Genomic DNA, 20,967 nt, shown 5'->3' with positions numbered 1-20,967 from the left:
GGGCCGCAGAGCGGCTCCATTCATGACGTGAGCTTTTGCCTTTAAGTAACGTTCAGCCGAACAGGTTCAGCCCCAGCGCAAACACAGCCACCGCCAGCGCCACCAGCGGCACGGCATTGCGCTCCAAGTACGCCGCCCAGCTGGTGCCGGACAACTGCTGCAATTGCAGCTCGCATTCACGCTGGCGCTCCGCCAGGCTGGCCAAACGCGCCTCGACGCTGTCAACGCGCTGAGCCTGGGTGCTGGCTGCCAGCGCAAGCTTCTTCAACGCCGTAGTCGCAGTGGTGGACAGTGCTTCCCGTGCAAGGTTGCTCGCGGCCAACTGCTCCTGGTGCTGCGCAAGGCTCTTGCGAATCGCCCCTTCCTTCTGCACGCGGGCCAGGGTACTTGCCACCAGCTTCCGGGTCTGCGCCTCGCCACTGGCCTGCAGCGCGGCCAGTTCGATTGCATGCTGGCCCTGCACACTTTCAAGGCGCTCCACCTCTTGCTTGCAGAAGGCATGACCCTCGGCCAGCCCCGGCAGTTCGTCGAGCTGTTGCTTGGGTTCGTATAGCTGGTTCATCAATTTCTGTCCGGATACAGCGTTAAAGGGCGGAACGCTATCAAATTGGCATCATTGAATCCACTGGCGAACGAGAGAATTGAGCGGTTGATCAGGTATCGGGGCACCAGAGGCCTGAGGGCTTTCGTCACCGCGCAGGCGTACACTTGCGTTCAGCACAGGCTCAGGAGTTGCTCAATGCCCTACCCCATCGAACAGAAACTGGTCATTGGCGTTGCCTCGAGTGCGCTGTTCGACCTCACCGTCCCGGACGACATCTATAAAACTCAGGGTGTCGAAGCGTACCGCCATCACCAGCAGCAGAACCTGGACGAGCCATTCCCCAAAGGCGTGGCATTCCCGTTCATTCGCCGCTTCCTGAGCATCAACAAGGCCTTCCCCGAGCAACTGCCGGTAGAGGTGGTGCTGCTGTCGCGCAACTCCCCGGAAACCGGCCTGCGGGTGTTTCGTTCGATCAACCATTACGAGTTGGACATCACCCGCGCGGCTTTCATGTCGGGCCGCTCGCCTTACGAGTACATCCCGGCATTCAATGCCTCGCTGTTCCTCAGTGCCAATGAAGAAGACGTGCAGAAAGCCATCGACGCCAACTACCCGGCCGGTCGGGTGCTGCCGACGCGCATCTACGATGACGAGATCGACACTGAGCTACGGGTGGCCTTCGACTTCGATGGCGTGATTGCCGACGACGAGGCGGAAAGCGTGTACAAGCGCAACGACAACCTCGATGATTTTCAGGAGCACGAGCGCGTGCACAAGGGCATCCCGCATTCGCCCGGGCCGCTGGCAGACCTGTACCGCAAGCTTTCGCTGATACGCATGCTTGAAGACCGCAAGCTGGCCGAGAACCCGGCCTACAAACGCATACTGCGGATTGCCATTGTCACCGCGCGCAATGCACCTTCACATGAGCGGGTGGTGACGACGTTGAAGGATTGGGGGGTGTCGCCGGATGAGTGCTTCTTCCTCGGCGGAATGGAAAAGCCCAGGGTGCTGTCGATTCTGAAGCCGCATGTATTCTTCGACGACCAGCGCAGTCACCTGCAGTCGCCGGCGGGTGATTTGCCGATGGTGCACGTGCCGTTCGGGGTGGCGAACAGGGGGCGTTCATCGACGCTCTCCCCGCCCGACAAGCCTTTGCAGGATCAGGAAGACACCGGCATTGCCGGTGCCATCCAACCTGTCTAGCGAGCAACCTCCTCAACCGGGGCATTGGCGGTCGGGCGGCTTCGCTGCCCCAGCAACGCACGCGCCGCCAATGCCGCTACCACCAGGCCAGGTGATGCCGCCAGCAGCAAACCACCAACACCAGCCCCCGCCGCCAGAATTTGCCCTGCGGCCAACGGCCCGGCCATCGACCCCAGGCGCCCTACCGCCACCGAAGCCCCCACACCGGTCGCGCGCACCTGGGTCGCATACAGCGTCGGCGCAAGCGCGTACAGCACCAACTGCCCACCAATAGCGCAATAGCCTGCGGTAAACCCGGCCAGCAACATCAGGCTAAAGGTGCTCGACAACCCCAAGCCCGCCAGCGAGACAAGCATGCCGGCATAAGCGATGAACACGGCCCGCCCGGCGAAGCCCCGGTCCATCATTCGCCCGGTGAGGAACGAGCCTGCCGCCCCGCCCAGGTTGAACAGAATCTGCACCGCGCCCGCCTGTGGCCGGCTATAGCCCTGCCCGATCAGCAGCGACGGCAACCAGTTGAGCAGCATGTACAGCACGGTGAGCGTGAAGAAGCACGCCACCCACAGCAACAACGTACGGCTTGCCTGCCCCGGCCCGAACAGCTGAGCCAGCATGCCGTTGCCAGCGGCGCTGCCTACAGGCTGGGCACGAAATGCTTGGGACTCCTTGAGCCACACCATCAGCACAAAAGCAATCGCGATGGGGGCAATACCGCCCACATAGAAGACCGTACGCCAGCCTTCTCCCAGCCCGGCCATGCCGATGACCGACGCGATCGCCCCGCCCAGGGGCACGCCGCAGTAGGTCAGGCTCACCGCCGTGCTACGAAGGCGCTCAGGCGCGGCTTCGCTGGCCAGGGCAATGAGGATCGGCAAGGCGGCCCCCAACCCCAACCCGGTCATCAACCGCGCAATCAGCAGCGAGGTGTACGTTTCGGCATGTGCGGTTCCCAGAGAGAAACCGCCGAACAACACAACCGCCACGATAAGGATTGCCTTGCGGCCCAGACGGTCGGCCAGCCAGCCACCGATAAATGCCCCCGGCAGCAACCCCAGCAGCCCGGCACTGAACACCCAGCCAAGCATGGCTGGGGTCAGCGCGAACTCCTTGGCCATGTGCGGCGCAGCGACCCCGGTGGCCTGAAGGTCCAGCCCCTCCAGCAACGCCACCAGAAAACACAGGCCGATGGTAAGCACCGGCTTGCTTGAAGATGAGAATGAACGACTCATGTGTGGCCCCTTTTGTTGTTTTGGGTCGGGAAGTCAAAGCCGGAACGTGGCACGCAAGGAAACGAACGATGAATCTTCGCCGCCGGCTTCCTTGATGGCAGCCCCTACGTCGTAGTACTTCATGTCGAGATCCAGCGTGAGGTTGGGTGTCGCCAGCCATCGGGTGTTGGCGCGGTAGATGGTGCCCACATGGCGGCCGGTGCCACGGGTGTTGGCCAGCAGGCTCATGCCGGGCATGTACACGCCATCTTCTTCGCGCTGCTTCCAGACTTCGAGCACGCCTTGTTCGAAGCGCACCGTGCGCCATGGCGAAAAGCCAAACGTGGGCCCCACCACAATCACGTTGCTCAAAGTGGTCAGGCTTGCCTCACCATAAACCCCGTTACGCGGGTACAGCGGGTCGAAGGTGCCGACCTTGCCGTCACCCGGGTCGCTATCACCGCTGGCGGCGTCGGCACGCATGCCCAGGCGCGGCTGCCAGGGGTGGTCGAAGGTATAGCCACTGTCACTGGACACCGCCCAGGCACGGATCGAAGCGCCGTCCAGGTGGCCACCCTGACCGGCCAGGTTCCAGCTCCAGTCCAGGGACTGATAGCGGCCGAACAGGCGCGTGCCGTAGGTGTAACGCTGCTCGTCCCCCGTCTCGCCAGCCAGGCTGCGGTCGTCGGTTTCCAGGCCGAAGGCAAACAGGTCCATGTTCCACGCCGCCGTCAGCGGCAAGGTGCCGTACAGGCCGTAGAACTTCACCGCATTGTTGCTGCCGTCATCCCAGCTGTCTTCACCTGTTTTCAACGGCCTGACGGCAAAAGCATCGAGCTTGCGCCCGTCCTTGAGGTTGAGGCTGGCACGCACACCGTCGAAGCTCAGGCGCAGGTTGGGCACATCCCGGTAAGTGACGAACACCTGGTCGCCAAAGGCCATCTCCTGGCGCCCGACCCGGGTGGTGTAACGCCCTGCGGCGAAGTCGTGGTTGAAGTCGACAAATGCCTGGCGGATTTCATTTCGGCCTTCGTCATTGGGTGAGTACAGGTCTTTGCCGAATGCCCGGGTGTTCTCCACCTGCACGAAGGTACGCAAGGCATCATCGAACAGGTGCAGGTCGGCATGGGCTTGCAACCGTTGCAACAGGTAAGAGTCGTCTTTCAGGCCACGCAAGCCGAAGAAGGGCCGGTTAAGCACATCGGCGCGGTAACGCGCCTCGGCCCCCAGTTGCAGCCAAGCCGACTCGGACAAACGGTGGTAGCGCAGGCCATCGAACGGGTCGCTGGCCTTGGCAGGGTCATCCAGAAAACGGTAGTCCTCGACCCAGCGCGGAGCGCCTGGCCGGCCTGGCCGGCTGTCTTCAAGCGGGCTGGCCGCTTGCACACACTGGCACAGCGAAAGCAGTACAACGGGCAGCAACGCCCGGTTCAACGGCCTCGTCATCAGAATTTCCTTTTACTTGTTTTTATAAAATTGGATAACTCTGTTAACGATTATTTTTGTTAATCATCTCGCCGTCAATAGCCAATTGACTGCCCGCAAGAAGCCATCGCCATTCTGCGTTCGCTGATCGAACGCAAATGCGTGCAAGGGCTGAGACATGGCGCCATCTGTGGCTAGTATTGGTCCTGCGCGGTGTCTGTTACGCAGTCATCCGCGCGCAATCACTCATTAAAACAACAAGAGAACTGCCTCAAACCCCTTGCCACCTTCGGCCTGCTCATGCTCGGCGCCAGCCAAGCCATGGCTGCGCAAACAGTTAAGCAACCAAACATTCTGCTTAACGTCGACGACGACCTCGGCTTTTCCGACCTGTGCGCGCTGGGCAGCGAAATCTGGCCGTGATCAAGGGCGGTTCGCACCTGTGCTCGGCAGACCGGTGCATGCGCTACCGGCCCTCGGCGCGGCAACCGCAGCCGGTGTTCATGGCAACCTCACACGTAGGTTTCAGAACGGTTGGTGAATAAAGGGCAAAGGTGATGCGGCCGCTCCGATGGCCGCCACCTGCCGGTCGAAATCGGGCAGCAGGTAGTTGAAGAAGTAATGGGCACTTTCCTGCTTTTCCAGCCGCTGTGGCGCATCTGCGGGCAGCGCCTGGATACAGCGGCACGTGCGCGCCCAGGCATAGGCCTGCAAGGCTGTGCCGCACAGTTGCAGGAAGTCGCCCGCAGCCCGGTACGGGTACTCGGGGTCGCCTGCCGCGCTGAGCCGCAATTTGGTAAGCACCACTTCCAGCGTGTCGCAAACCCTGCGCAACGCATCGCCCGCCTCGCCTGCGCCCGTTTCCTCCCGCAGTTCGGCCAGCAGCAGCGCAAAGCCTTCGCCCCCATCGCCCAGCACCTTTCGCAGCAGCAGATCGTTGGCCTGCACTTCGTTGGTACCTTCGTAGATCATCGCGATGCGGCTGTCGCGCAGCGTTTGCTCGATGGCGAACTCGCGGGTGTAGCCATAGCCGCCGAACACCTGCAGCGCCTTGCTGGCCAGGTTGAAACCGTGGTCGGTGAATACCGCCTTGATGATGGGCGTCAAAAGCCCCGCCAGCTTCGATGCCTTGGCCCGCTGCGCGAGGTCAGCTGATGCATCGGCGATATCCAGCCAGTGCGCTGCCCAGTAGCCCAGGGCACGCATGCCTTCGCTGCGCACCCGCAGTTCCAGCAAGATCCGGCGCATCGCAGGGTGCAGGTGAATGGGATCGGGAGCACCCTTGGGCTGCCCCGGTGCATTCATTTGCCGGCGCTCCAGGGCATAGTCCCTGGCGTACTGCCAAGCCGCTTGCGCATGCGCCAGCCCCTGCAGGCCGACATGCAGCCTGGCCGAATTCATCATCACGAACATCGCGGCCAGGCCAGCGTGCGCCTGCCCCAACAGCCAGCCGCTGGCCCCCTCGAAGCGCAGCGCGCAGGTGGCGCTGCCGCTAATGCCCAGCTTGTGCTCAAGGCTATCGCAGTGCACGGCATTGCGCTGGCCATCCTCCCGCCATTTTGGCACCAACACCAGCGACAAGCCGCGGCTGCCCGCCGGCGCATCCGGTAGCCGCGCCAGCACCAGATGCACGATGTCGTGGGTCAGGTCGTGGTCACCGCCGGAGATGAACAACTTGTTGCCGGTGACCGCGTAGCGGCCGTCGCCCAACGGCTCGGCACGGCAACGCAACAGGCTGAGGTCACTGCCGGCCTGAGGCTCGGTCAGGCACATGGTCGGCAAGGTTTCGCCACTGACGATGCCCGGCAGATAGCGCGCCTGCAGTTCGTCAGACGCATGGGCCTTAAGGCACAGGTAGGCGCCATGGGCGATGCCGCCGTACATGGCCCAGGCGTGGTTACTGCCGAACAGCATTTCCTGCACGGCAGCATCCAGCACCAAGGGCAGCCCCTGGCCGCCGAGTTCCGGGTCACAGGCCAATGCCGGCCAGCCACCCTCGACATAGGCACGATAAGCCGCCGGGAAACCCTCCGGCGTGTGCACATTCCCGTCGTCCAGGCGGCAGCCTTGGCGATCGCCCGTTGCATTCAGCGGCGCCAACACCTGTTCACTGAAGCGGGCAGCCTCTTCCAGCACCTGTGTGGCCAGGTCGAGGTCAAACCCTGCATAGGGGGGCATTGCCTGCCAGGCCTGGTCGGCCCGCAGCCAGTGTTGCAGCACGAATTGCATGTCCAGCAATGGCGCCTTCCAGGGCATGAGCCACCTCGCGTTCAAGCAGTAAATTGGGGGTTTTCGATCAGCAGCGCCATGCCTTGGCCACCGCCGATGCAGGCGGCGGCGATCCCGTAGCGCAGGCCGTCGCGGCGCAGCTGCCGAGCCAGGGTGTGTACCAGCCGCAGGCCGGTGGCGGCCAAGGGGTGCCCCAGGGCGATGGCACCACCATGGACGTTGAGCTTTTCCACATCGAGCTGCAGCGCGCTGGCCACGGCCAGCACCTGGGCAGCCTGGGCCTCGTTGATTTCGAAGCGGTCGATCTGCTCCAGGCGCAGGCCGCTGCGCTCGAGCAGCAACGCGATGGCCGGAGCAGGCCCGATGCCCATGGTGTGTGGCGATACGCCAACAGCCGTGGCCATCAGCAACCGGGCCAACGGGGGCCGGGTACAGGTTGAGTAGCGCGCCACCACAGCAGCTGCGGCACCGTCGACCACTGCACAACTGTTACCCGCCGTCTGTACGCCGCCACTGTGCACCGCACGCAGCCGTGCCAACGCAGCAGCGTCGGTAGTCCGTGGGTGGCTGTCCCGCCTGACTCCGGTCACGCCACGCGGTAATTCAATACCGCGTGGCAGGCAGCCTTCAACGACGAATGCCTGCGCCGTGACGCCGACGATTTCTTCATCGAACCAGCCCTGCTGCTGGGCGTGCAAGGCGCGCTGGTGGCTGCGCAAGGCCCAGGCATCCACCGCTTCACGGTGCAGGCCGAACTCACGCGCCAGGTTGTCCGCAGTACCGATCATGTCCACGCCGGCAGCGGGGTCGTACAGCGCCTCCCAGAGAAAGTCCTTGAACCCGACCGGAGCACCTAGCCGGAAGCCGTTTCGGTGTTCGTAGGCCGCAATCGGGTTGCGCGACATCGATTCGGCGCCCACGCACAGCACCTGCTGCGCACCACTGCGCAACTGCTCGCCGGCCTGGCGCAACAGTTCAAGGCCGGTGCCGCAGATACGCTGCACCGCCAACGCCGGGGCGGCCTGCGGCACACCGCAGTACAAGCCCACATGGCGCGGCAGGAAGTAGGCATCGAAACTGGCCTGGGCCATGCTGCCGGCGAGTACGCTGTCCACCGCCTGCGGGGCGATGCCAGCCCGGGCCAGCACCGCACGCCCGGCCTGGATGCCCAGGTCGATGGGCGATACCGCAGACAGTGCGCCGCCCAGGTCTACCCAGGGGGTGCGCACCATATCCACAATGGCCACGTCATCGAACATGGTGCAAAGGCCGGCACTGCTCATGGCCGACCCTGCGCGTGCAGCTGGGCCGGGTCTTCACCACGGTACAGCGCTTCCACCTGCGGGGCCCGCCGCTGCAGCACCGCACGCTGGTTGATCGAACCCTTGTCGGTGATTTCGCCCGCATCGATCGACGGCGGCTCTTCGAGCAGCGCCAGCCACTCGATGCGGCTGGCGTTGCCCTGGGCGTCACGGTTCAGGCGCGCCAGCCAGGCGGCAAACCAGTTGCGCACCGTGTCGCTGCGCAGCACCTCGGCATCGCTGGCGTCGGCCGACAGGCCTGCCAGTGCCCGGCACTCGGGCAAGCGCGGGAACACCAGCAACCCCAGGCACTCGCGATCCGGCGCGGTTACCACAATGTCCTGCACATAGGGCGAGCCTTCCAGCACCGCACGGTTACGCAGCGGGCCGACACTGACGAATACCCCGGACGACAACTTGAAGTCCTCAGCGATACGGCCATCGAACATCAGGCCCTGCTCGGGGTGCTGCAGGTCGGCCAGCTTCAATGCATCGCCCGAGCAGTAGAACCCCTCCTCGTCGAAAGCTTCGGCGGTTTGCTGCGGCGAACGCCAGTAACCGGGCATGATGTGCGGGCCACGGAAGCGCGCCTCCAGCTTGTCGGCCTGGGGTACCAGCTTCACTTCGCAACCCGGCGCCGGCAGCCCCACATAACCGGCCATCGACAACGGCCCGGTGGTGAAGGTGCAGGACGGAGCCGCTTCGGTCATGCCCAGGCCAGCCATCATGCGGATGCGCTCGCCACAGTGCTGCTCGGCGATGCGGTCCAGGCGGTCCCACACGCTTTGCGACAGGCCCGCTGCGGCAAAGAAGAACAGCTTGATGCGAGCGAAGAACACGTCACGCAACTGGGCGTCCTGTTCCAGCGCCTTGGCCAGTTCTTCCCAGCCCTTGGGCACAGTGAGGTAGGCCGTTGGCGAGATATCGCGCAGGTTGCGCAAGGTTTCGGCGAAGCCCTGCGGGGTAGGCTTGCCCGCGTCCAGGTAAAAGCTGCCACCGTTGTACAGCACGATGCCAAGGTTGTGGCTGCCGCCAAAGGTGTGGTTCCAGGGTAGCCAGTCCACCAGCACCGGCGGTTCTTCAGCGAACACCGGGAAGGTTTGCAGCAACATCTGCTGATTGGCGCAGAGCATGCGCTGGGTGGTAATCACCGCCTTGGGCAGCTTGGTCGAGCCCGAAGTGAAAAGGAACTTGGCGATGGTGTCGGGCCCGGTTGCGGCAAAGGCTGCATCACCCGCAGCCGGGTCGCAGGGTTGCAGCAGGCCGTCGAAGCTCACATGCCGACGCCCCGGCGCCTCGCCGCGCAGGCTGACCACGGGCACCGAAGCATCAAGCACAGCATCGAAGGCGCGCATGAACGGTTGAGTATCGGTGGTGAACACCAGGCCCGGGGTCAACACCTGGCACACATGCCGCAGCTTGGCAAAGTCCTGCGACAGCAGTGCATAGGCCGGCGATACCGGGCAATACGGGATGCCGGCATACATGGCACCCAGTGCAATCTGCAGGTGCTCGATGTCATTGCCGGAAAACAGCGCCAGCGGCCGCTCGGCGCTCAGGCCAAAGCCCAGCAGGTGGGTGGCAATGGTGCGCACCTGGCTGAGCATTTGCGCATAGGTGATCTCACGCCAGGCGCCATCAGTTTCACGCGCCGCGATGAAAACAGTGTCGGGGCGTATCTGCGCCCAGTGCAACAGCCGATCGAGCAAACGCGCAGGCAGCGGTGCCAGGGGCTCGACCGGCTGCATCCGCAGAATGCCATCGGCTTGCGTGATCTGCACCTGAGGGTGGCCGATGGACACCTGTCGGTAAGGCGGACATTGGCCAGGGTCGGACGACCGTAAGCGGGCTTCGGTATTCACGCAGGTTGCTCCTTGTTCTTGTTGTACATCCTGCCGCCGCCCGGCGCTGCCGGTGGCGGCCAATCGCGTGTTGCTCAGATGGGGTAATGCCGCGGACCATGCTGCAGGGTGACCCAACGCAGCTGGGTGAACTGATCGATGGCCGTGCGGCTGCCGAAGCTGCCGTAGCCGCTGGACTTGACCCCGCCGAACGGCATCTGCGCCTCGTCGTGCACGGTCGGGCCATTGATATGGCAGATGCCCGACTCGACCCGCTGGGCCAGGGCTAGTGCACGGCTGGTGTCGCGGCTGAAGATGGCCGACGACAGGCCGAACTCGGAGTCGTTGGCCAGCTTCAGCAAGGCCTCGTCACCCTCGGCACGCAACACCACCGCCACCGGCCCGAAGGACTCTTCGCGGTACAGGCGCATGCTGCTGTCGACGTTGTCGAGCAGGGTCGGCTGCAGGATGCTGCCATCCAGCTGACCACCACACACCAGGCGTGCGCCCTTGGCTACAGCATCGTCGATCAACGCCTTGATGCGCTCACCGGCCGCGCCGCTGACCAGCGAGCCGAGCACCGACGTGCTGGCCTGCGGGTCGCCGGCGCGCAGCCCGGCCACCTTCACCGCCAGCCTGTCGACGAAGGCGTCGGCGACGCGGCTGTCCACCACCAGCCGCTCGGTGGACATGCAGATTTGCCCTTGGTTGAAGTAGGCGCCAAAAGCGGCGGCTTCGACGGTAGCGTCGAGGTCGGCGTCGTCCAGCACCAGCAACGGGGCTTTGCCGCCCAGCTCCAGCAGGGCTGGCTTGAGGTGCCGGGCGGCCAGCTCACCGACAATGCGCCCGACGTGGGTAGAACCGGTGAAGTTCACGCGGCGCACGGCCGGGTTGGCGATCAGCCGCTCAACAATGGCCGGGGCGTCGTCCGGGGCATTGCTGATCACGTTGACCACACCGTCGCCCAGGCCTGCATCGTGCAGCACCTGGCCGATCAGCCGGTGCACGGCCGGGCTCAGCTCCGAGGCCTTGAGCACCACCGTGTTGCCGCACGCCAGCGGCATGGCGATGGCGCGGGTGGCAAGGATGACCGGGGCGTTCCATGGCGCGATGCCCAGCACCACGCCACAAGGTGCGCGCAAGGCCATGGCGAAACTGCCTGGCACATCCGAAGGGATCACTTCGCCGGTAATTTGCGTGGTCATGGCGGCGGCTTCGCGCAGCATATTGGCGGCCAGTTTCACATTGAAGCCATACCAGTTGGCCATGGCCCCGGTTTCACCCGCCACCGCGATGAATTCGTTTGCCCGCACCTGCAGCAAGTCTGCACCGGCCAGCAAACGGCTGCGACGCTCGCCGGGCGCCAGCGCGGCCCAGGCCGGGAACGCTGCACTGGCAGCGGCAACGGCCGCATCGGCATCGGCCAGCGTGGCGGCGGCAACTTGCGACACGACTTCGCCGGTGACCGGGTTACGGCGCTCGAAGGTACGTCCATCGCTGGCGGGGCACGACCGCCCGCCTATCAGCAAAGGCACCTGCAACATGCTTATTCCTCTTGTTGTACTTATAGGGAATATCCGCAGGCTGTGGCCGGTGATGGCCCAGCCTGCTTGAAATCAGCGCTTGTAGGCCTGCAGGCCCGGCTTGATGCTCTTGTCGTCGAGAAACTGCTTCATGCCCTGCTCGCGTCCACCTTCGGTGTCCAGCAGGCGGGACTGGTCGAGCTTGGCGTACAGATAGTCTTCGTTCTGCTCCCAGGTCAGTTCGCGGCAGCGCTTGAAACCGTTCTTGGCTGCACGCAATACCACCGGGTTTTTTTCCAGCAGGTTGAGCGCCAGTTCGCGGGTGACGTCGCGCAATTGCGCCAGTGGCACGCTGTCGTTAACCAGCCCCATTTCGGCGGCTTTCGGCCCACCGAAGGTTTTGCCGGTCATGATGTAGTACAGCGACTGGCGGTGGCCAACGGTATCGGCCATGGCCTTGCTGACCAGGTTGCCCGGCGGGATGCCCCAGTTGATTTCCGACAGGCCAAAGGTGGCCTCGTCGGCACAGATGGCCAGGTCGCATGCCACCAGCGGGCTGAAGCCACCGCCAAAGCACCAGCCGTTGACCATGGCGATTGTCGGCTTGGCATACATGCGCAACAGCCGCCATTGCCATTGCGAGGCATCGCGGCGGATTTTTTCTTGCAGGATTTCCGGGCCGGCGTCCACCTCACGGAAGTATTCCTTCAGGTCCATGCCTGCGGTCCACGACTCACCTGCGCCGGTCAGCACCAACACCCCGGCCTCGCTGTCCTGCTCCAGGGTTTCCAGCACGTCGACCATTTCCCGGTTCAGCGTGGGGCTCATTGCATTGCGCTTTTCCGGCCGGTTGAGGGTGACCCAGGCAATGCCCGACTCCAGTTCGACCTTCACGGTAGCCCAGCGGCCTTCGTATTTGCTCATGGTTCTGCACTCTTGTTGTTCGAGGTGGTGAACACCAAGCTAAGCGAGCAAATTAGTTATGTCAATTAACCATTATGAAAATTATCTTTCTTTCGCAGCATGTGTAACGTCCATTTCCCGCCAATTCCCCTAGCCGGATGACGCCAAGGCAGGCAGACTGGGTAACTTTCTTATCCATGAGCCAGGAGCCTGCACCCCATGGCAAAGTCTGCCCGCACTGCCGAAACCGTTTCCATGCCCGCTGCTGCGGCGGATGGGGTGCTTGAAGACTTGATCGGCTACGCCCTGCGCCGTGCCCAATTGAAGCTGTTTCAGAACCTTATTGCCCGGCTCTCGGCGCACGACTTGCGCCCCGCACAGTTCTCGGCGCTGGCAGTGATCGAGCAGAACCCTGGGCTGATGCAGGCGGACCTGGCGCGGTCGTTGGCGATCGAACCGCCGCAAGTGGTGCCGCTGCTGAACAAGCTGGAAGAGCGGGCCCTGGCCGTGCGCGTGCGATGCAAGCCGGACAAGCGCTCCTACGGGATTTTTCTCAGCAAGGCCGGCGAAGCGCTGTTGAAGGAACTGAAGCAGATTGCCCATGACAGCGACCGCGAGGCGACCTCGGCGCTGGATGATAAGGAACGCGGGCAGCTGTTGCGGTTGCTGACGAAGATCTATCAGGAATGAGGCGGTCTTGGAGCTATCAGCTCCGACCATTCGCTGCTGGGAGAACTTACCTCCACCATTCCATAAAATGCATTTTTTGAATCTTAAATAACTAAATAAATTCTATTTAATAATATTAGCTTAGACGTAAAAAGTATTTCAAAACAGTTTTTCATAGAGATATGTTCTCACCAGACCGACCCCTGAATGGCGGAGGCAAAGGAACCTGATACCTCCTTAAGCCTCATGCCACCTCACCCGGCTCCGGTATCCAGGTATCCGAAATCCCACTCGATGCTGGTTATCTGGAAGCTGCAACATGAAGCATTTGCCCTACCCTGTTCGCCATCACCTGTCCGCCGCCGTTGCATTCGCCCTGTTCACGCCCACGGCCTTCGCCGAGCCTGCCGAAACGCCACGCGACAAGCTGCCAACGGTCACCGTCACGGCGGAGCACCGTGAAGAGAACCTGCAGAAAACCCCGCTGGCGATCAGTGCCTTCGACGAGCGCACCCTGCAGGATGCGCAGATCAACAACGTGCGGGACCTGTCCGGTCGGGTGCCCAACCTCTCCCTGAACCGCCAGTCCATTTCCTACAGCGCGCAAACCTACGGCATTCGCGGCATTGGCGAGACCGACCCGATCCAGGAAGCTGCCGTTGCGGTATACGCCGACGACCTGTACATCCCGCGGGCGATTTCCTCGATGCTGGACTTCAACGATGTCGAGCGCGTTGAAGTGCTGCGTGGTCCGCAAGGCACCTTGTACGGGCGCAACAGTGCCGCCGGCGCGATACGGGTGATTACCCGCGACCCGAGCCAGCAGGCCCGCGCGTTCGTCGAACTGGGTGCCGGTAACTACAACGCACAGAACGGTCGACTGCTGGTCAGCGGGCCATTGGTGGACAACACCCTGTTCGGCAGTTTCTCGGCCATCCGCCTGACCCGCGATGGCACCGTGTACAACCGCACCCGTCACAAGGACGTCAACAACATCGACATCCAGTCGTACCGCGGCAAGCTGCGCCTGGCCCCGCAGGATTCTCCCTGGGACGTGCAACTGACGCTGGCCGGTACCTTCGACCGCGGCGACACCACCAGCTACACCCCCTTCAACCCGGCCAACGGCCATTTCGACAAGTTCAAGACCTACAGCAGCCTCGACCCGAAGAACAAGCTGGACCAGGGCAGCGCGGTGCTGCGGGCAATCTACAACATCGATGACCACCTGAATTTCAAGTCGGTCACGGCCTGGTCGGAATTCGACCAGCCGGTGGATTACGACAACTCCGGCCAGGCCAACAGCGGCACCGCATCGCCGATCCAGAACAACCTGATCACCTACAAGCAGCGCTACGCCACTCAGGAATTCCAGCTCAACGGCGAATACGACAGGTTCAGCTACACCCTGGGTGTGTACCTGTACAAGGAGCGCTTCCGCGCCGAGCGCGACAGCCTGACCTTTTCGGTGGCGCAAGACCGGGTCAATGCCAGCGGCCAGTACAGCACCACCGATACCGAAAGCTACGCGCTGTACGGCCAGAGCAATTACAAGCTGACCCCTCGCCTGTCGCTGACTACCGGCCTGCGCTACACCCACGAGCACAAAAACTTCGATTACAGCAACTACGCCATCACCACCGACCGGGCAATCACCGGCACCAACTTCGCTGCCGAAACCAGCGCTTCGTGGGCATCCCTCAGCCCCAAGGTTGGGCTGGAGTACGCCTGGAGCGGCAACCTGGTGCAGTACGGCTATGTTGCCCGGGGCTTCAAGGCCGGCGGTTTCGACAACCGCGCGCCAACCCGCGCCGCAGCCGAACAGGGCTTTGACCCGGAAAACGTCACCACCTACGAGGTGGGCTTCAAAGGCGACTTTGCCGATGGCCGCCTGCGCAGCAACATCGCCTTCTTCTACAACGACTACGACGACCTGCAAACCAATGCCTGGGACCCGGCCATCAGCGCCAACCTGCGCACCAACGTCGGCAGTGCCCACACCTACGGGGTGGAGCTGGAAAACACCGTGCTGCTGGCACGCGACCTGCGCCTCACCGCTAACCTCGGCTACCTGAAAAGCCAGTACGACGACTTCCAGAACGCCAGTGGCCCGGGCGTGAGCGCCGATGGCAAGAAGATGATCTTTGCCCCGGAGTGGAACGCCAGCCTTGGCCTGAACTGGACAGTGCCCGTCAACTTGCCGGGTGAGCTGGTGGCCAATACCGACTACCAGTACCAGACCCGGTCCTACGCCAACCCGCTGAACGCCGACATCTATGAAGTACCTGCCCAGGGCTTCTGGAATGCCAGCACCAGCTATGCCAGTGCGGACGGCCACTGGACCACCACCCTGTCGGTCAAGAACCTGCTCGACCGCGCCTATCCGCAAAGCATTGCCTACTCGGCCGCCAGCCGCACCGCTTACTACTCGGTCAATGACCCCCGCACCGTGCTGCTGAGCGTGCGCTACGAACTGTAGCGCCGCACTGAACGGACTCACTCCCCACTTGCAAGGAGAACACACCATGGGCTTGACCCGTAGAGACCTTATTGCCCACCTGATGGCCGCTGGCAGCTACGGCGCCGCACTTGGCAGCCTGTCCGCCCTGGGCCTGTTGCCCACTGCCGCCACGGCCAGCACCTTCGAGCCCCTGGGCCTTCCGGCCACGTCCGGCAACGGCAAGCGCGTGCTGGTGGTGGGCGCTGGCATCAGCGGCCTGGTGGCGGCCTATGAACTTGGCAAAGCCGGTTTTGATGTACGCGTGCTGGAAGCTCGCGAGCGAATCGGCGGGCGCGCCTGGACGCTGCGCAACGGTGACGAGGTACTGCACAATGACGGCAGCCGCCAGCAGGTCCGTTTCGACAACGGCCACTACTTCAATGCCGGCCCCGCACGCCTGCCCAGCCACCACCTGACCATCCTCGGCTACTGCCGCGAGCTGGGCGTGCCGCTGGAAGTGCTGGTCAACAGCAGCCGCAACGCCCTCGCCCAACCGGACCTCGCCCAGCCACCGTTGCTGCTGCGCCAGGCGGTGAATGACACCCGTGGGCACCTCAGCGAACTGCTGTCGCGCAGCATCAGCGGCAAAGCGCTGGACAAAGAACTGGACACTGGCGACCAGAACGCCTTGCTGGACTTTCTCAAGGTGTACGGCGACCTCGACGAGCAGCGCCACTACAAGGGCTCGGTCCGCGCCGGCTACACCCGCTTCGCCGGGGCGGGCGACCAGACACCGATCCAGCGCCAGCCAGTGGCACTCAAGCAACTGCTCAACCCCAACCTGATGCTGCCGCTGGTGTTCGATGAAATCCCGGAGTTTTCCGCCACCATGTTCCAGCCGGTAGGCGGCATGGACCAGATTGCCAAGGCCCTGTACGCCAAGGTGCAGGACAAGGTGCAACTGCACGCCGAAGTGCAGGCGATCCGCACCGGGGAAAACAGTAGCCAGGTCACCTGGCGGGACCGGCGCAGCGGCAAGACTCAGGTAGAAACCGCCGACTATGCCATCGTCACCATCCCCCTGCCCCTGCTGGCCCGTGTCGACCACAACTTTGGCAAAACCACCCAGGCAGCCATCGCCCAGGCCAAGCCGGACCTGGCCAACAAAGTGGCGTGGCAGGCACCGCGGTTCTGGGAAAGCGAGTTCCAGATTTATGGCGGGCTCTCCTACATCAACCACGAAGCGCGGCTGCTGTGGTACCCCAGCGACCACCTGAACAGCGCCCAGGGCATCCTGGTGGGCACCTACAACACCGGCGAAGTGGCGCGCACATTTGCCACGCGTTCGACAGAGCAGCAACTGGCGTCGTCGCGCCAGGCCGTGGAGTCGCTGCACCCGGGCCATGCCGGCAAGCTGCAGCGCGGGGTGGCGGTCAACTGGTCCAAGGTACCGTTCAGCGAAAGCCCGTGGATTGTCCACGACGTGCTGGCTGAACCCGGTTACTCGCACCTCAACCTGCCCCAGGGCCGCACCTGGCTGGCCAGCGATGCACTGGCCCATGGCGGGGTGGGCATCTGGCAGAACAGTGCGGCGGACTCGGCCCGCCATGTGGTCGGGCAGATCGCCCGGCACGCCCTGCAACAGCAACGCGGCGTCGCCGCCTGAACAAGGAAGCCCTCTGATGAACACACCTGCCCTGCTGCTTGGAGCCTTCATGTCACTGTCTGCAATTACCGCCCAGGCCGACACCATCAAACGTGTCGACCCGCCAGGCTCGAAGTTCCCCATTTCGCAACTGGTCACCGTACCGGCCGGAACCTCGCTGACCTTCGTCAGCGGCACGCTGCCGGACGTCGCCGACCCCAACGCGCCAGCGCAGACCATTGCCGCCTATGGCAATACCGAAACACAAACCCGCTCGGTACTGAAAAAGATCCAGGCGGCCCTGCAAAGCCAGGGCTTGGGCCTGGGTGACATCGTACAACTGCGGGTGTTTCTGGTAGGTGACCCGGCCACCGAAGGCAAGCTGGATTTTGCCGGGCTGCAAGCCGCCTACACCGAATTCTTCGCCACCGCCGAGCAACCGAAAAAACCAACCCGCACCGCCGTGCAGGTGGTGGCCCTGCCCCTGCCGGGCGCCCTGGTCGAGATCGAAGCGGTCGCTGCAAAAGCGCCCTGATACGCCCTTAAGCCATTCCCCCTACTGCTTGCCTGCCGGGCCACCCGGCGGGCGGCCCCTGTGCACCCGCTGTTCGACAGCGCTCATGGAGAGCGAACATGCTTCACGCCTTGAAACTGCCCAGCCCACGCCTGCAACCCGCCCTGCTGACCATGGCCCTTGGCGCCAGCGGCCTGGCCGCGCCTGCTGTATTCGCCGAAAGCACTGCCCAGGCCACCGACCCGGCACAGCTGGGCACCGTGATCGTCACCGGCAACCGCGGCTCGGAAAAACGCACGGTCACCACAAGCCCGGTGCCGATCGATGTGATCAGCGCCAAACAACTGCAGCAAACCGGCAAACCCGGCCTGATGGAAGCCCTTAGCGCCAGCGTGCCGTCCTTCACCCTGCCGGAAAAAACCGGCTGGGATGCCAGCGGCATGGCCCGTGCGCCCAGCCTGCGCGGGTTGAACGCGGCCCAGGTGCTGGTGCTGGTGAACGGCAAGCGCCGCCATACCAGCGCCACCCTGAACATCAGCGGCATCCATGCGGGCGCCGCGCCCACCGACCTTGACCTGATCCCCATCAGTCTCATCGACCACGTCGAGGTGCTGCGCGATGGCGCGGCGGCCCAGTATGGCTCCGACGCCATCGCCGGGGTGATCAACGTGATCCTCAAGGCCGACGCTTCCGGTACCTCGGTGACCAACGCAGGCCAGGGTTACGACGGCAAGAAGCAGACCGTGCAGCAAAGCTTGAACAAAGGCTTCGAAATCGGTGACAGCGGCATCGTGCAACTGGCCCTGGATGCGCGCAGCCAGAACGACGACAACAAGGCCAGCGCCAACGGCTACAGCTACGCCGAAGCCTTAGACAAGGCCGGCAAGTCCACCTACGGCGGCTATGGCACACCGAAGATCAACCTGCTGACCCTGGGCTACAACGCCGAGTTGCCGGTAAGCGACGACCTGACCTTGTATTCCTTCACCACGTATTCGCATCGCAAGGCCGAGCAGGGCCAGAACTTCCGCCTGCCGACCATCACCAACACCATCACCACCGGCCCTAACGGTTACCCAAGCGGCTACACGCCCACCTGGTACATCGAGGAAGATGATGTACAAGGGGCCTTCGGCGCCAAGGGCAATGCCGGTGAATGGGCCTGGGACCTGTCCAGCACCTACGGGCGCAACGAGGCGCTGCAGGGCACCACGCACAACCAGAATGCATCGCTGGGCGAAGCCACGCCCAACCATTTTGAATCGGGCACCTGGATTGCCACGCAGCTGACCAGCAACCTGGACCTGCAGCGCAGCTTCGACATCGGGCTGGACAAGCCACTTGACCTGTCCTGGGGCCTGGAGCACCGCCGTGATACCTACCAGGTGCGCGAAGGCGACTGGGCCTCGTGGGCCAACGGCGGCTACTGCCGTGCGCCCGGCGATTGCGCCGCATCCGGTGCACAGGTCACCAACGGCATTTCGCCTGACGAAGCCACCAGCACCAGCCGCAACAGCGTGGCCAGCTACATCGACGTCGGCTTCAACCCGCTGCCGCAGTGGTACCTGGGCAGCGCACTGCGCTACGAACACTACAACCGCGGGGTGGGCGCCACCCGCAGCGGCAAGCTGACCACCCGCTACGACTTCACCCCCGAGCTGGCCGTACGCGCCACGGTCAGCAACGGCTTTCGTGCCCCGTCGCTGGCCAACAGCCTGTTCAGCGCCCGCTCGACCACCTACGGCGTCGTCAATGGCGTGTACCAATCGATCAACTATGGCGTACTGCCGGTGGACTCGGCGGCCGCCAAGGCATTGGGCGCCAGCGCACTCAAGCCCGAGCGCTCGACCAACTACAGCCTGGGCCTGACCTACCAGCCTGCCCCGCAGCTGTCGTTTACCGCAGATGCTTACGTGATCAACGTGCGCGACCGCATCACCCTCACCGGTACCCTGCTGGGCGACGAAGTGACCCAGGCGTTGCTGGACAACGGTATCGACTCCACCTCTGGCGGGCGCTACTTCACCAACGGCGCCAATACCCGCACCAAGGGCCTGGACCTGGTCGGCAATTTCGACCAGAACCTGGGCAACTGGGGGCAACTGAAATGGACAGCCGCCTTCAACTGGAACCAGACGCAGATCCTGAGCTACAAGGAGAACGTCAATATCCAGGGAACCGACTACAACCTGATGGACCGCCAGGCGCGCAACTTCCTCACGGAAGTGCAGCCGCACACCAAGTTGATTCTCGGCGCCAACTGGCAGCGCGACCGCTGGACCAGCAACCTGACCCTGACCCGCTACGGCTCTTGGCGCGAAGTGAACTCGGCGACCGACCGCAGCCTGGACCGTGAGTACAAGGCGCGCTGGATCACCGACATCGACGTGGGGTATCAGCTGACCAAAGACCTTAACCTGGCTGTGGGGGCGCAGAACCTGTTTGATGTTTATCCGGAACGGCAGAACCCCAGCAGCAAGACCATGACCAAGGGGTATGGGGCGTATTCGCCTTATGGTTTTACCGGGGGTTACTACTTTACCCGGCTGACCTACAATTTCTGATGTGCAACCCAGGCTCCCACAATAGGCATACCTTATGAGCCTGATCCCCGGATTATCTGACAAAGCCTGCGTATTGGTATGCGGCGCAAGCCGAGGCATCGGCCTGGCACTGTGTACGGCGTTACTGGCCCGCGATGATGTAAGCCGAGTCTGGGCTGTGTCGCGGCACGCCAGCACCGCTGACGGGCTGCTTGCCCTTGCCCAGGCACATGGCGAACGCGTGGTACTGCTGGACTGCGATGCTCGCGACGAACTGGCGCTGGCTGCGCTTGCCAGCGAGGTGGGCATTGCCTGCATGCACCTTCATCTGGTCATCAGCACACTCGGTATCCTCCATCAGGAGGGCAGCAAAGCCGAGAAGTCGCTGGCTCAACTGAACCTCACCGCCCTGCAAGCCAGCTTCGCCACCAATGCATTCGCGCCGATCCTGTTGCTCAAGCACCTGATGCCACTGCTGCGCAAACAGCCCGCCACGTTTGCAGCGCTGTCGGCCAGGGTCGGTTCGATCGGCGACAACCGACTGGGTGGCTGGTACAGCTATCGCGCGAGCAAGGCGGCGCTGAACCAGTTGCTGCACACGGCAAGCATCGAACTGAAACGCCTGAACCCGGCCATGACTGTGTTGGCGCTGCATCCGGGAACCACCGATACCGAGCTGTCGCGGCCGTTTCAAGGGAACGTACCGGAGGGGAAGCTGTTTGAGCCGGCGTTTGCTGCGCAGTGTGTTATCGATCTGCTGGGACGGCTTGGGCCTGCTGAGAGTGGTAGCTTCTGGGGTTGGGATGGCGAGCGGATAGCCTGGTAAACGCATAGCCCCCTGTGAGAGATTGCCCACGTTGTCACGCAGAGAACTGATGTTGGACGCTCCGCGTACCCTGTGGGAGCGGGCGCGCCCGCGAAAGCTCCAACGCGGTGCATGGCACCGGCTGCGCCGGTGTTCGCGGGCACGCCCGCT

At 63.5% G+C, this 20,967-nt stretch carries 17 protein-coding genes; 9 read left to right on the top strand and 8 right to left on the bottom strand.

Annotated features, from left to right (window positions below; translation table 11 throughout):
• Positions 1–52 precede the first annotated feature (52 nt).
• Entirely contained in the window at positions 53–562 is a 510-nt protein-coding gene (locus tag P0Y58_13165) for a hypothetical protein (GenBank protein ID WEK33085.1), read from the bottom strand.
• A 177-nt stretch (positions 563–739) separates the two neighbouring features.
• Between P0Y58_13165 and P0Y58_13160 the strand changes: the two genes are divergently transcribed.
• Positions 740–1,750 carry a 5'-nucleotidase gene (locus P0Y58_13160; protein WEK33084.1) on the top strand — a complete coding sequence of 337 codons (1,011 nt, stop codon included), beginning with the start codon at positions 740–742 and terminating at the stop codon, positions 1,748–1,750.
• On the opposite strand, the gene mhpT is transcribed toward P0Y58_13160, so the two are convergent.
• A complete protein-coding gene (gene mhpT / locus P0Y58_13155) occupies positions 1,747–2,979 on the bottom strand; it encodes a 3-(3-hydroxy-phenyl)propionate transporter MhpT (protein ID WEK33083.1) in 1,233 nt (410 codons plus the stop codon). The genes P0Y58_13160 and mhpT overlap by 4 nt on opposite strands.
• 33 nt (positions 2,980–3,012) lie before the next feature.
• A complete protein-coding gene (locus tag P0Y58_13150) occupies positions 3,013–4,404 on the bottom strand; it encodes an alginate export family protein (GenBank protein ID WEK33082.1) in 1,392 nt (463 codons plus the stop codon).
• Between the two features lie 192 nt (positions 4,405–4,596).
• Here P0Y58_13150 and P0Y58_13145 point away from each other — a divergent pair, with 192 nt between their 5' ends.
• Positions 4,597–4,806, top strand: a complete 210-nt coding sequence (locus P0Y58_13145) for a hypothetical protein (GenBank protein ID WEK33408.1) — start codon at positions 4,597–4,599, stop codon at positions 4,804–4,806.
• Between the two features lie 38 nt (positions 4,807–4,844).
• Complete coding sequence (locus P0Y58_13140) at positions 4,845–4,928, top strand: hypothetical protein (protein WEK33328.1); 84 nt, start codon at positions 4,845–4,847, stop codon at positions 4,926–4,928.
• Here P0Y58_13140 and P0Y58_13135 read toward each other — a convergent pair.
• The 5 genes from P0Y58_13135 to P0Y58_13115 all read right to left on the bottom strand — a co-directional run bounded on the left by P0Y58_13135 (position 4,909) and on the right by P0Y58_13115 (position 12,201).
• Entirely contained in the window at positions 4,909–6,639 is a 1,731-nt protein-coding gene (locus P0Y58_13135; protein WEK33081.1) for an acyl-CoA dehydrogenase, read from the bottom strand. The genes P0Y58_13140 and P0Y58_13135 overlap by 20 nt on opposite strands.
• A gap of 14 nt (positions 6,640–6,653) precedes the next feature.
• Complete coding sequence (locus P0Y58_13130) at positions 6,654–7,895, bottom strand: thiolase family protein (protein WEK33080.1); 1,242 nt, start codon at positions 7,893–7,895, stop codon at positions 6,654–6,656.
• Positions 7,892–9,775 (bottom strand): feruloyl-CoA synthase, encoded by a 1,884-nt coding sequence (locus P0Y58_13125; GenBank protein ID WEK33079.1) that lies wholly within the window; start codon positions 9,773–9,775, stop codon positions 7,892–7,894. Before P0Y58_13125 ends, P0Y58_13130 begins: the two co-directional genes overlap by 4 nt.
• A 74-nt stretch (positions 9,776–9,849) precedes the next feature.
• Positions 9,850–11,298 carry an aldehyde dehydrogenase gene (locus tag P0Y58_13120; protein WEK33078.1) on the bottom strand — a complete coding sequence of 483 codons (1,449 nt, stop codon included), beginning with the start codon at positions 11,296–11,298 and terminating at the stop codon, positions 9,850–9,852.
• A 72-nt stretch (positions 11,299–11,370) separates the two neighbouring features.
• The gene (locus P0Y58_13115; protein ID WEK33077.1) at positions 11,371–12,201 is read right to left on the bottom strand and encodes a p-hydroxycinnamoyl CoA hydratase/lyase; all 831 of its coding nucleotides are present in this window, start codon (positions 12,199–12,201) and stop codon (positions 11,371–11,373) included.
• Between the two features lie 234 nt (positions 12,202–12,435).
• Between P0Y58_13115 and P0Y58_13110 the strand changes: the two genes are divergently transcribed.
• The 6 genes from P0Y58_13110 (at position 12,436) to P0Y58_13085 (ending at position 20,817) form a co-directional block, all read left to right on the top strand.
• A complete protein-coding gene (locus P0Y58_13110; GenBank protein WEK33327.1) occupies positions 12,436–12,870 on the top strand; it encodes a MarR family transcriptional regulator in 435 nt (144 codons plus the stop codon).
• A 298-nt stretch (positions 12,871–13,168) separates the two neighbouring features.
• Entirely contained in the window at positions 13,169–15,328 is a 2,160-nt protein-coding gene (locus P0Y58_13105; protein WEK33076.1) for a TonB-dependent receptor, read from the top strand.
• A gap of 46 nt (positions 15,329–15,374) precedes the next feature.
• A complete protein-coding gene (locus P0Y58_13100; protein WEK33075.1) occupies positions 15,375–16,955 on the top strand; it encodes an FAD-dependent oxidoreductase in 1,581 nt (526 codons plus the stop codon).
• Between the two features lie 16 nt (positions 16,956–16,971).
• Positions 16,972–17,469: a RidA family protein gene (locus tag P0Y58_13095; GenBank protein ID WEK33074.1), complete on the top strand. Its 498-nt coding sequence runs from the start codon at positions 16,972–16,974 to the stop codon at positions 17,467–17,469.
• A 98-nt stretch (positions 17,470–17,567) separates the two neighbouring features.
• Positions 17,568–20,012, top strand: coding sequence for a TonB-dependent receptor (locus P0Y58_13090; GenBank protein ID WEK33073.1), 2,445 nt, complete (start codon positions 17,568–17,570; stop codon positions 20,010–20,012).
• 34 nt (positions 20,013–20,046) lie between these two features.
• On the top strand, positions 20,047–20,817 hold the full coding sequence (locus P0Y58_13085) for an SDR family NAD(P)-dependent oxidoreductase (GenBank protein WEK33072.1): 771 nt from the start codon (positions 20,047–20,049) through the stop codon (positions 20,815–20,817).
• The last annotated feature ends 150 nt before the right edge of the window (positions 20,818–20,967 follow it).

The sequence above is a fragment of the Candidatus Pseudomonas phytovorans genome, assembly GCA_029202525.1.
Lineage (GTDB): Bacteria > Pseudomonadota > Gammaproteobacteria > Pseudomonadales > Pseudomonadaceae > Aquipseudomonas > Aquipseudomonas phytovorans.
Note: the sequence above shows the minus strand (reverse complement) of the source record. Positions and strands in the feature narration are given on the sequence as shown.

Bases quoted from the DNA above. Each gene is read 5' to 3' on its own strand.
- P0Y58_13105 (WEK33076.1), top strand. From the start codon at position 13,169: ATGAAGCATTTGCCCTACCCTGTTCGCCATCACCTGTCCGCCGCCGTT.
- P0Y58_13165 (WEK33085.1), bottom strand. From the start codon at position 562: ATGAACCAGCTATACGAACCCAAGCAACAGCTCGACGAACTGCCGGGG.
- P0Y58_13090 (WEK33073.1), top strand. From the start codon at position 17,568: ATGCTTCACGCCTTGAAACTGCCCAGCCCACGCCTGCAACCCGCCCTG.
- P0Y58_13140 (WEK33328.1), top strand. From the start codon at position 4,845: ATGCGCTACCGGCCCTCGGCGCGGCAACCGCAGCCGGTGTTCATGGCA.
- P0Y58_13085 (WEK33072.1), top strand. From the start codon at position 20,047: ATGAGCCTGATCCCCGGATTATCTGACAAAGCCTGCGTATTGGTATGC.
- P0Y58_13150 (WEK33082.1), bottom strand. From the start codon at position 4,404: ATGACGAGGCCGTTGAACCGGGCGTTGCTGCCCGTTGTACTGCTTTCG.
- P0Y58_13120 (WEK33078.1), bottom strand. From the start codon at position 11,298: ATGTTGCAGGTGCCTTTGCTGATAGGCGGGCGGTCGTGCCCCGCCAGC.
- mhpT (WEK33083.1), bottom strand. From the start codon at position 2,979: ATGAGTCGTTCATTCTCATCTTCAAGCAAGCCGGTGCTTACCATCGGC.
- P0Y58_13110 (WEK33327.1), top strand. From the start codon at position 12,436: ATGCCCGCTGCTGCGGCGGATGGGGTGCTTGAAGACTTGATCGGCTAC.
- P0Y58_13135 (WEK33081.1), bottom strand. From the start codon at position 6,639: ATGCCCTGGAAGGCGCCATTGCTGGACATGCAATTCGTGCTGCAACAC.
- P0Y58_13095 (WEK33074.1), top strand. From the start codon at position 16,972: ATGAACACACCTGCCCTGCTGCTTGGAGCCTTCATGTCACTGTCTGCA.
- P0Y58_13100 (WEK33075.1), top strand. From the start codon at position 15,375: ATGGGCTTGACCCGTAGAGACCTTATTGCCCACCTGATGGCCGCTGGC.
- P0Y58_13130 (WEK33080.1), bottom strand. From the start codon at position 7,895: ATGAGCAGTGCCGGCCTTTGCACCATGTTCGATGACGTGGCCATTGTG.
- P0Y58_13115 (WEK33077.1), bottom strand. From the start codon at position 12,201: ATGAGCAAATACGAAGGCCGCTGGGCTACCGTGAAGGTCGAACTGGAG.
- P0Y58_13160 (WEK33084.1), top strand. From the start codon at position 740: ATGCCCTACCCCATCGAACAGAAACTGGTCATTGGCGTTGCCTCGAGT.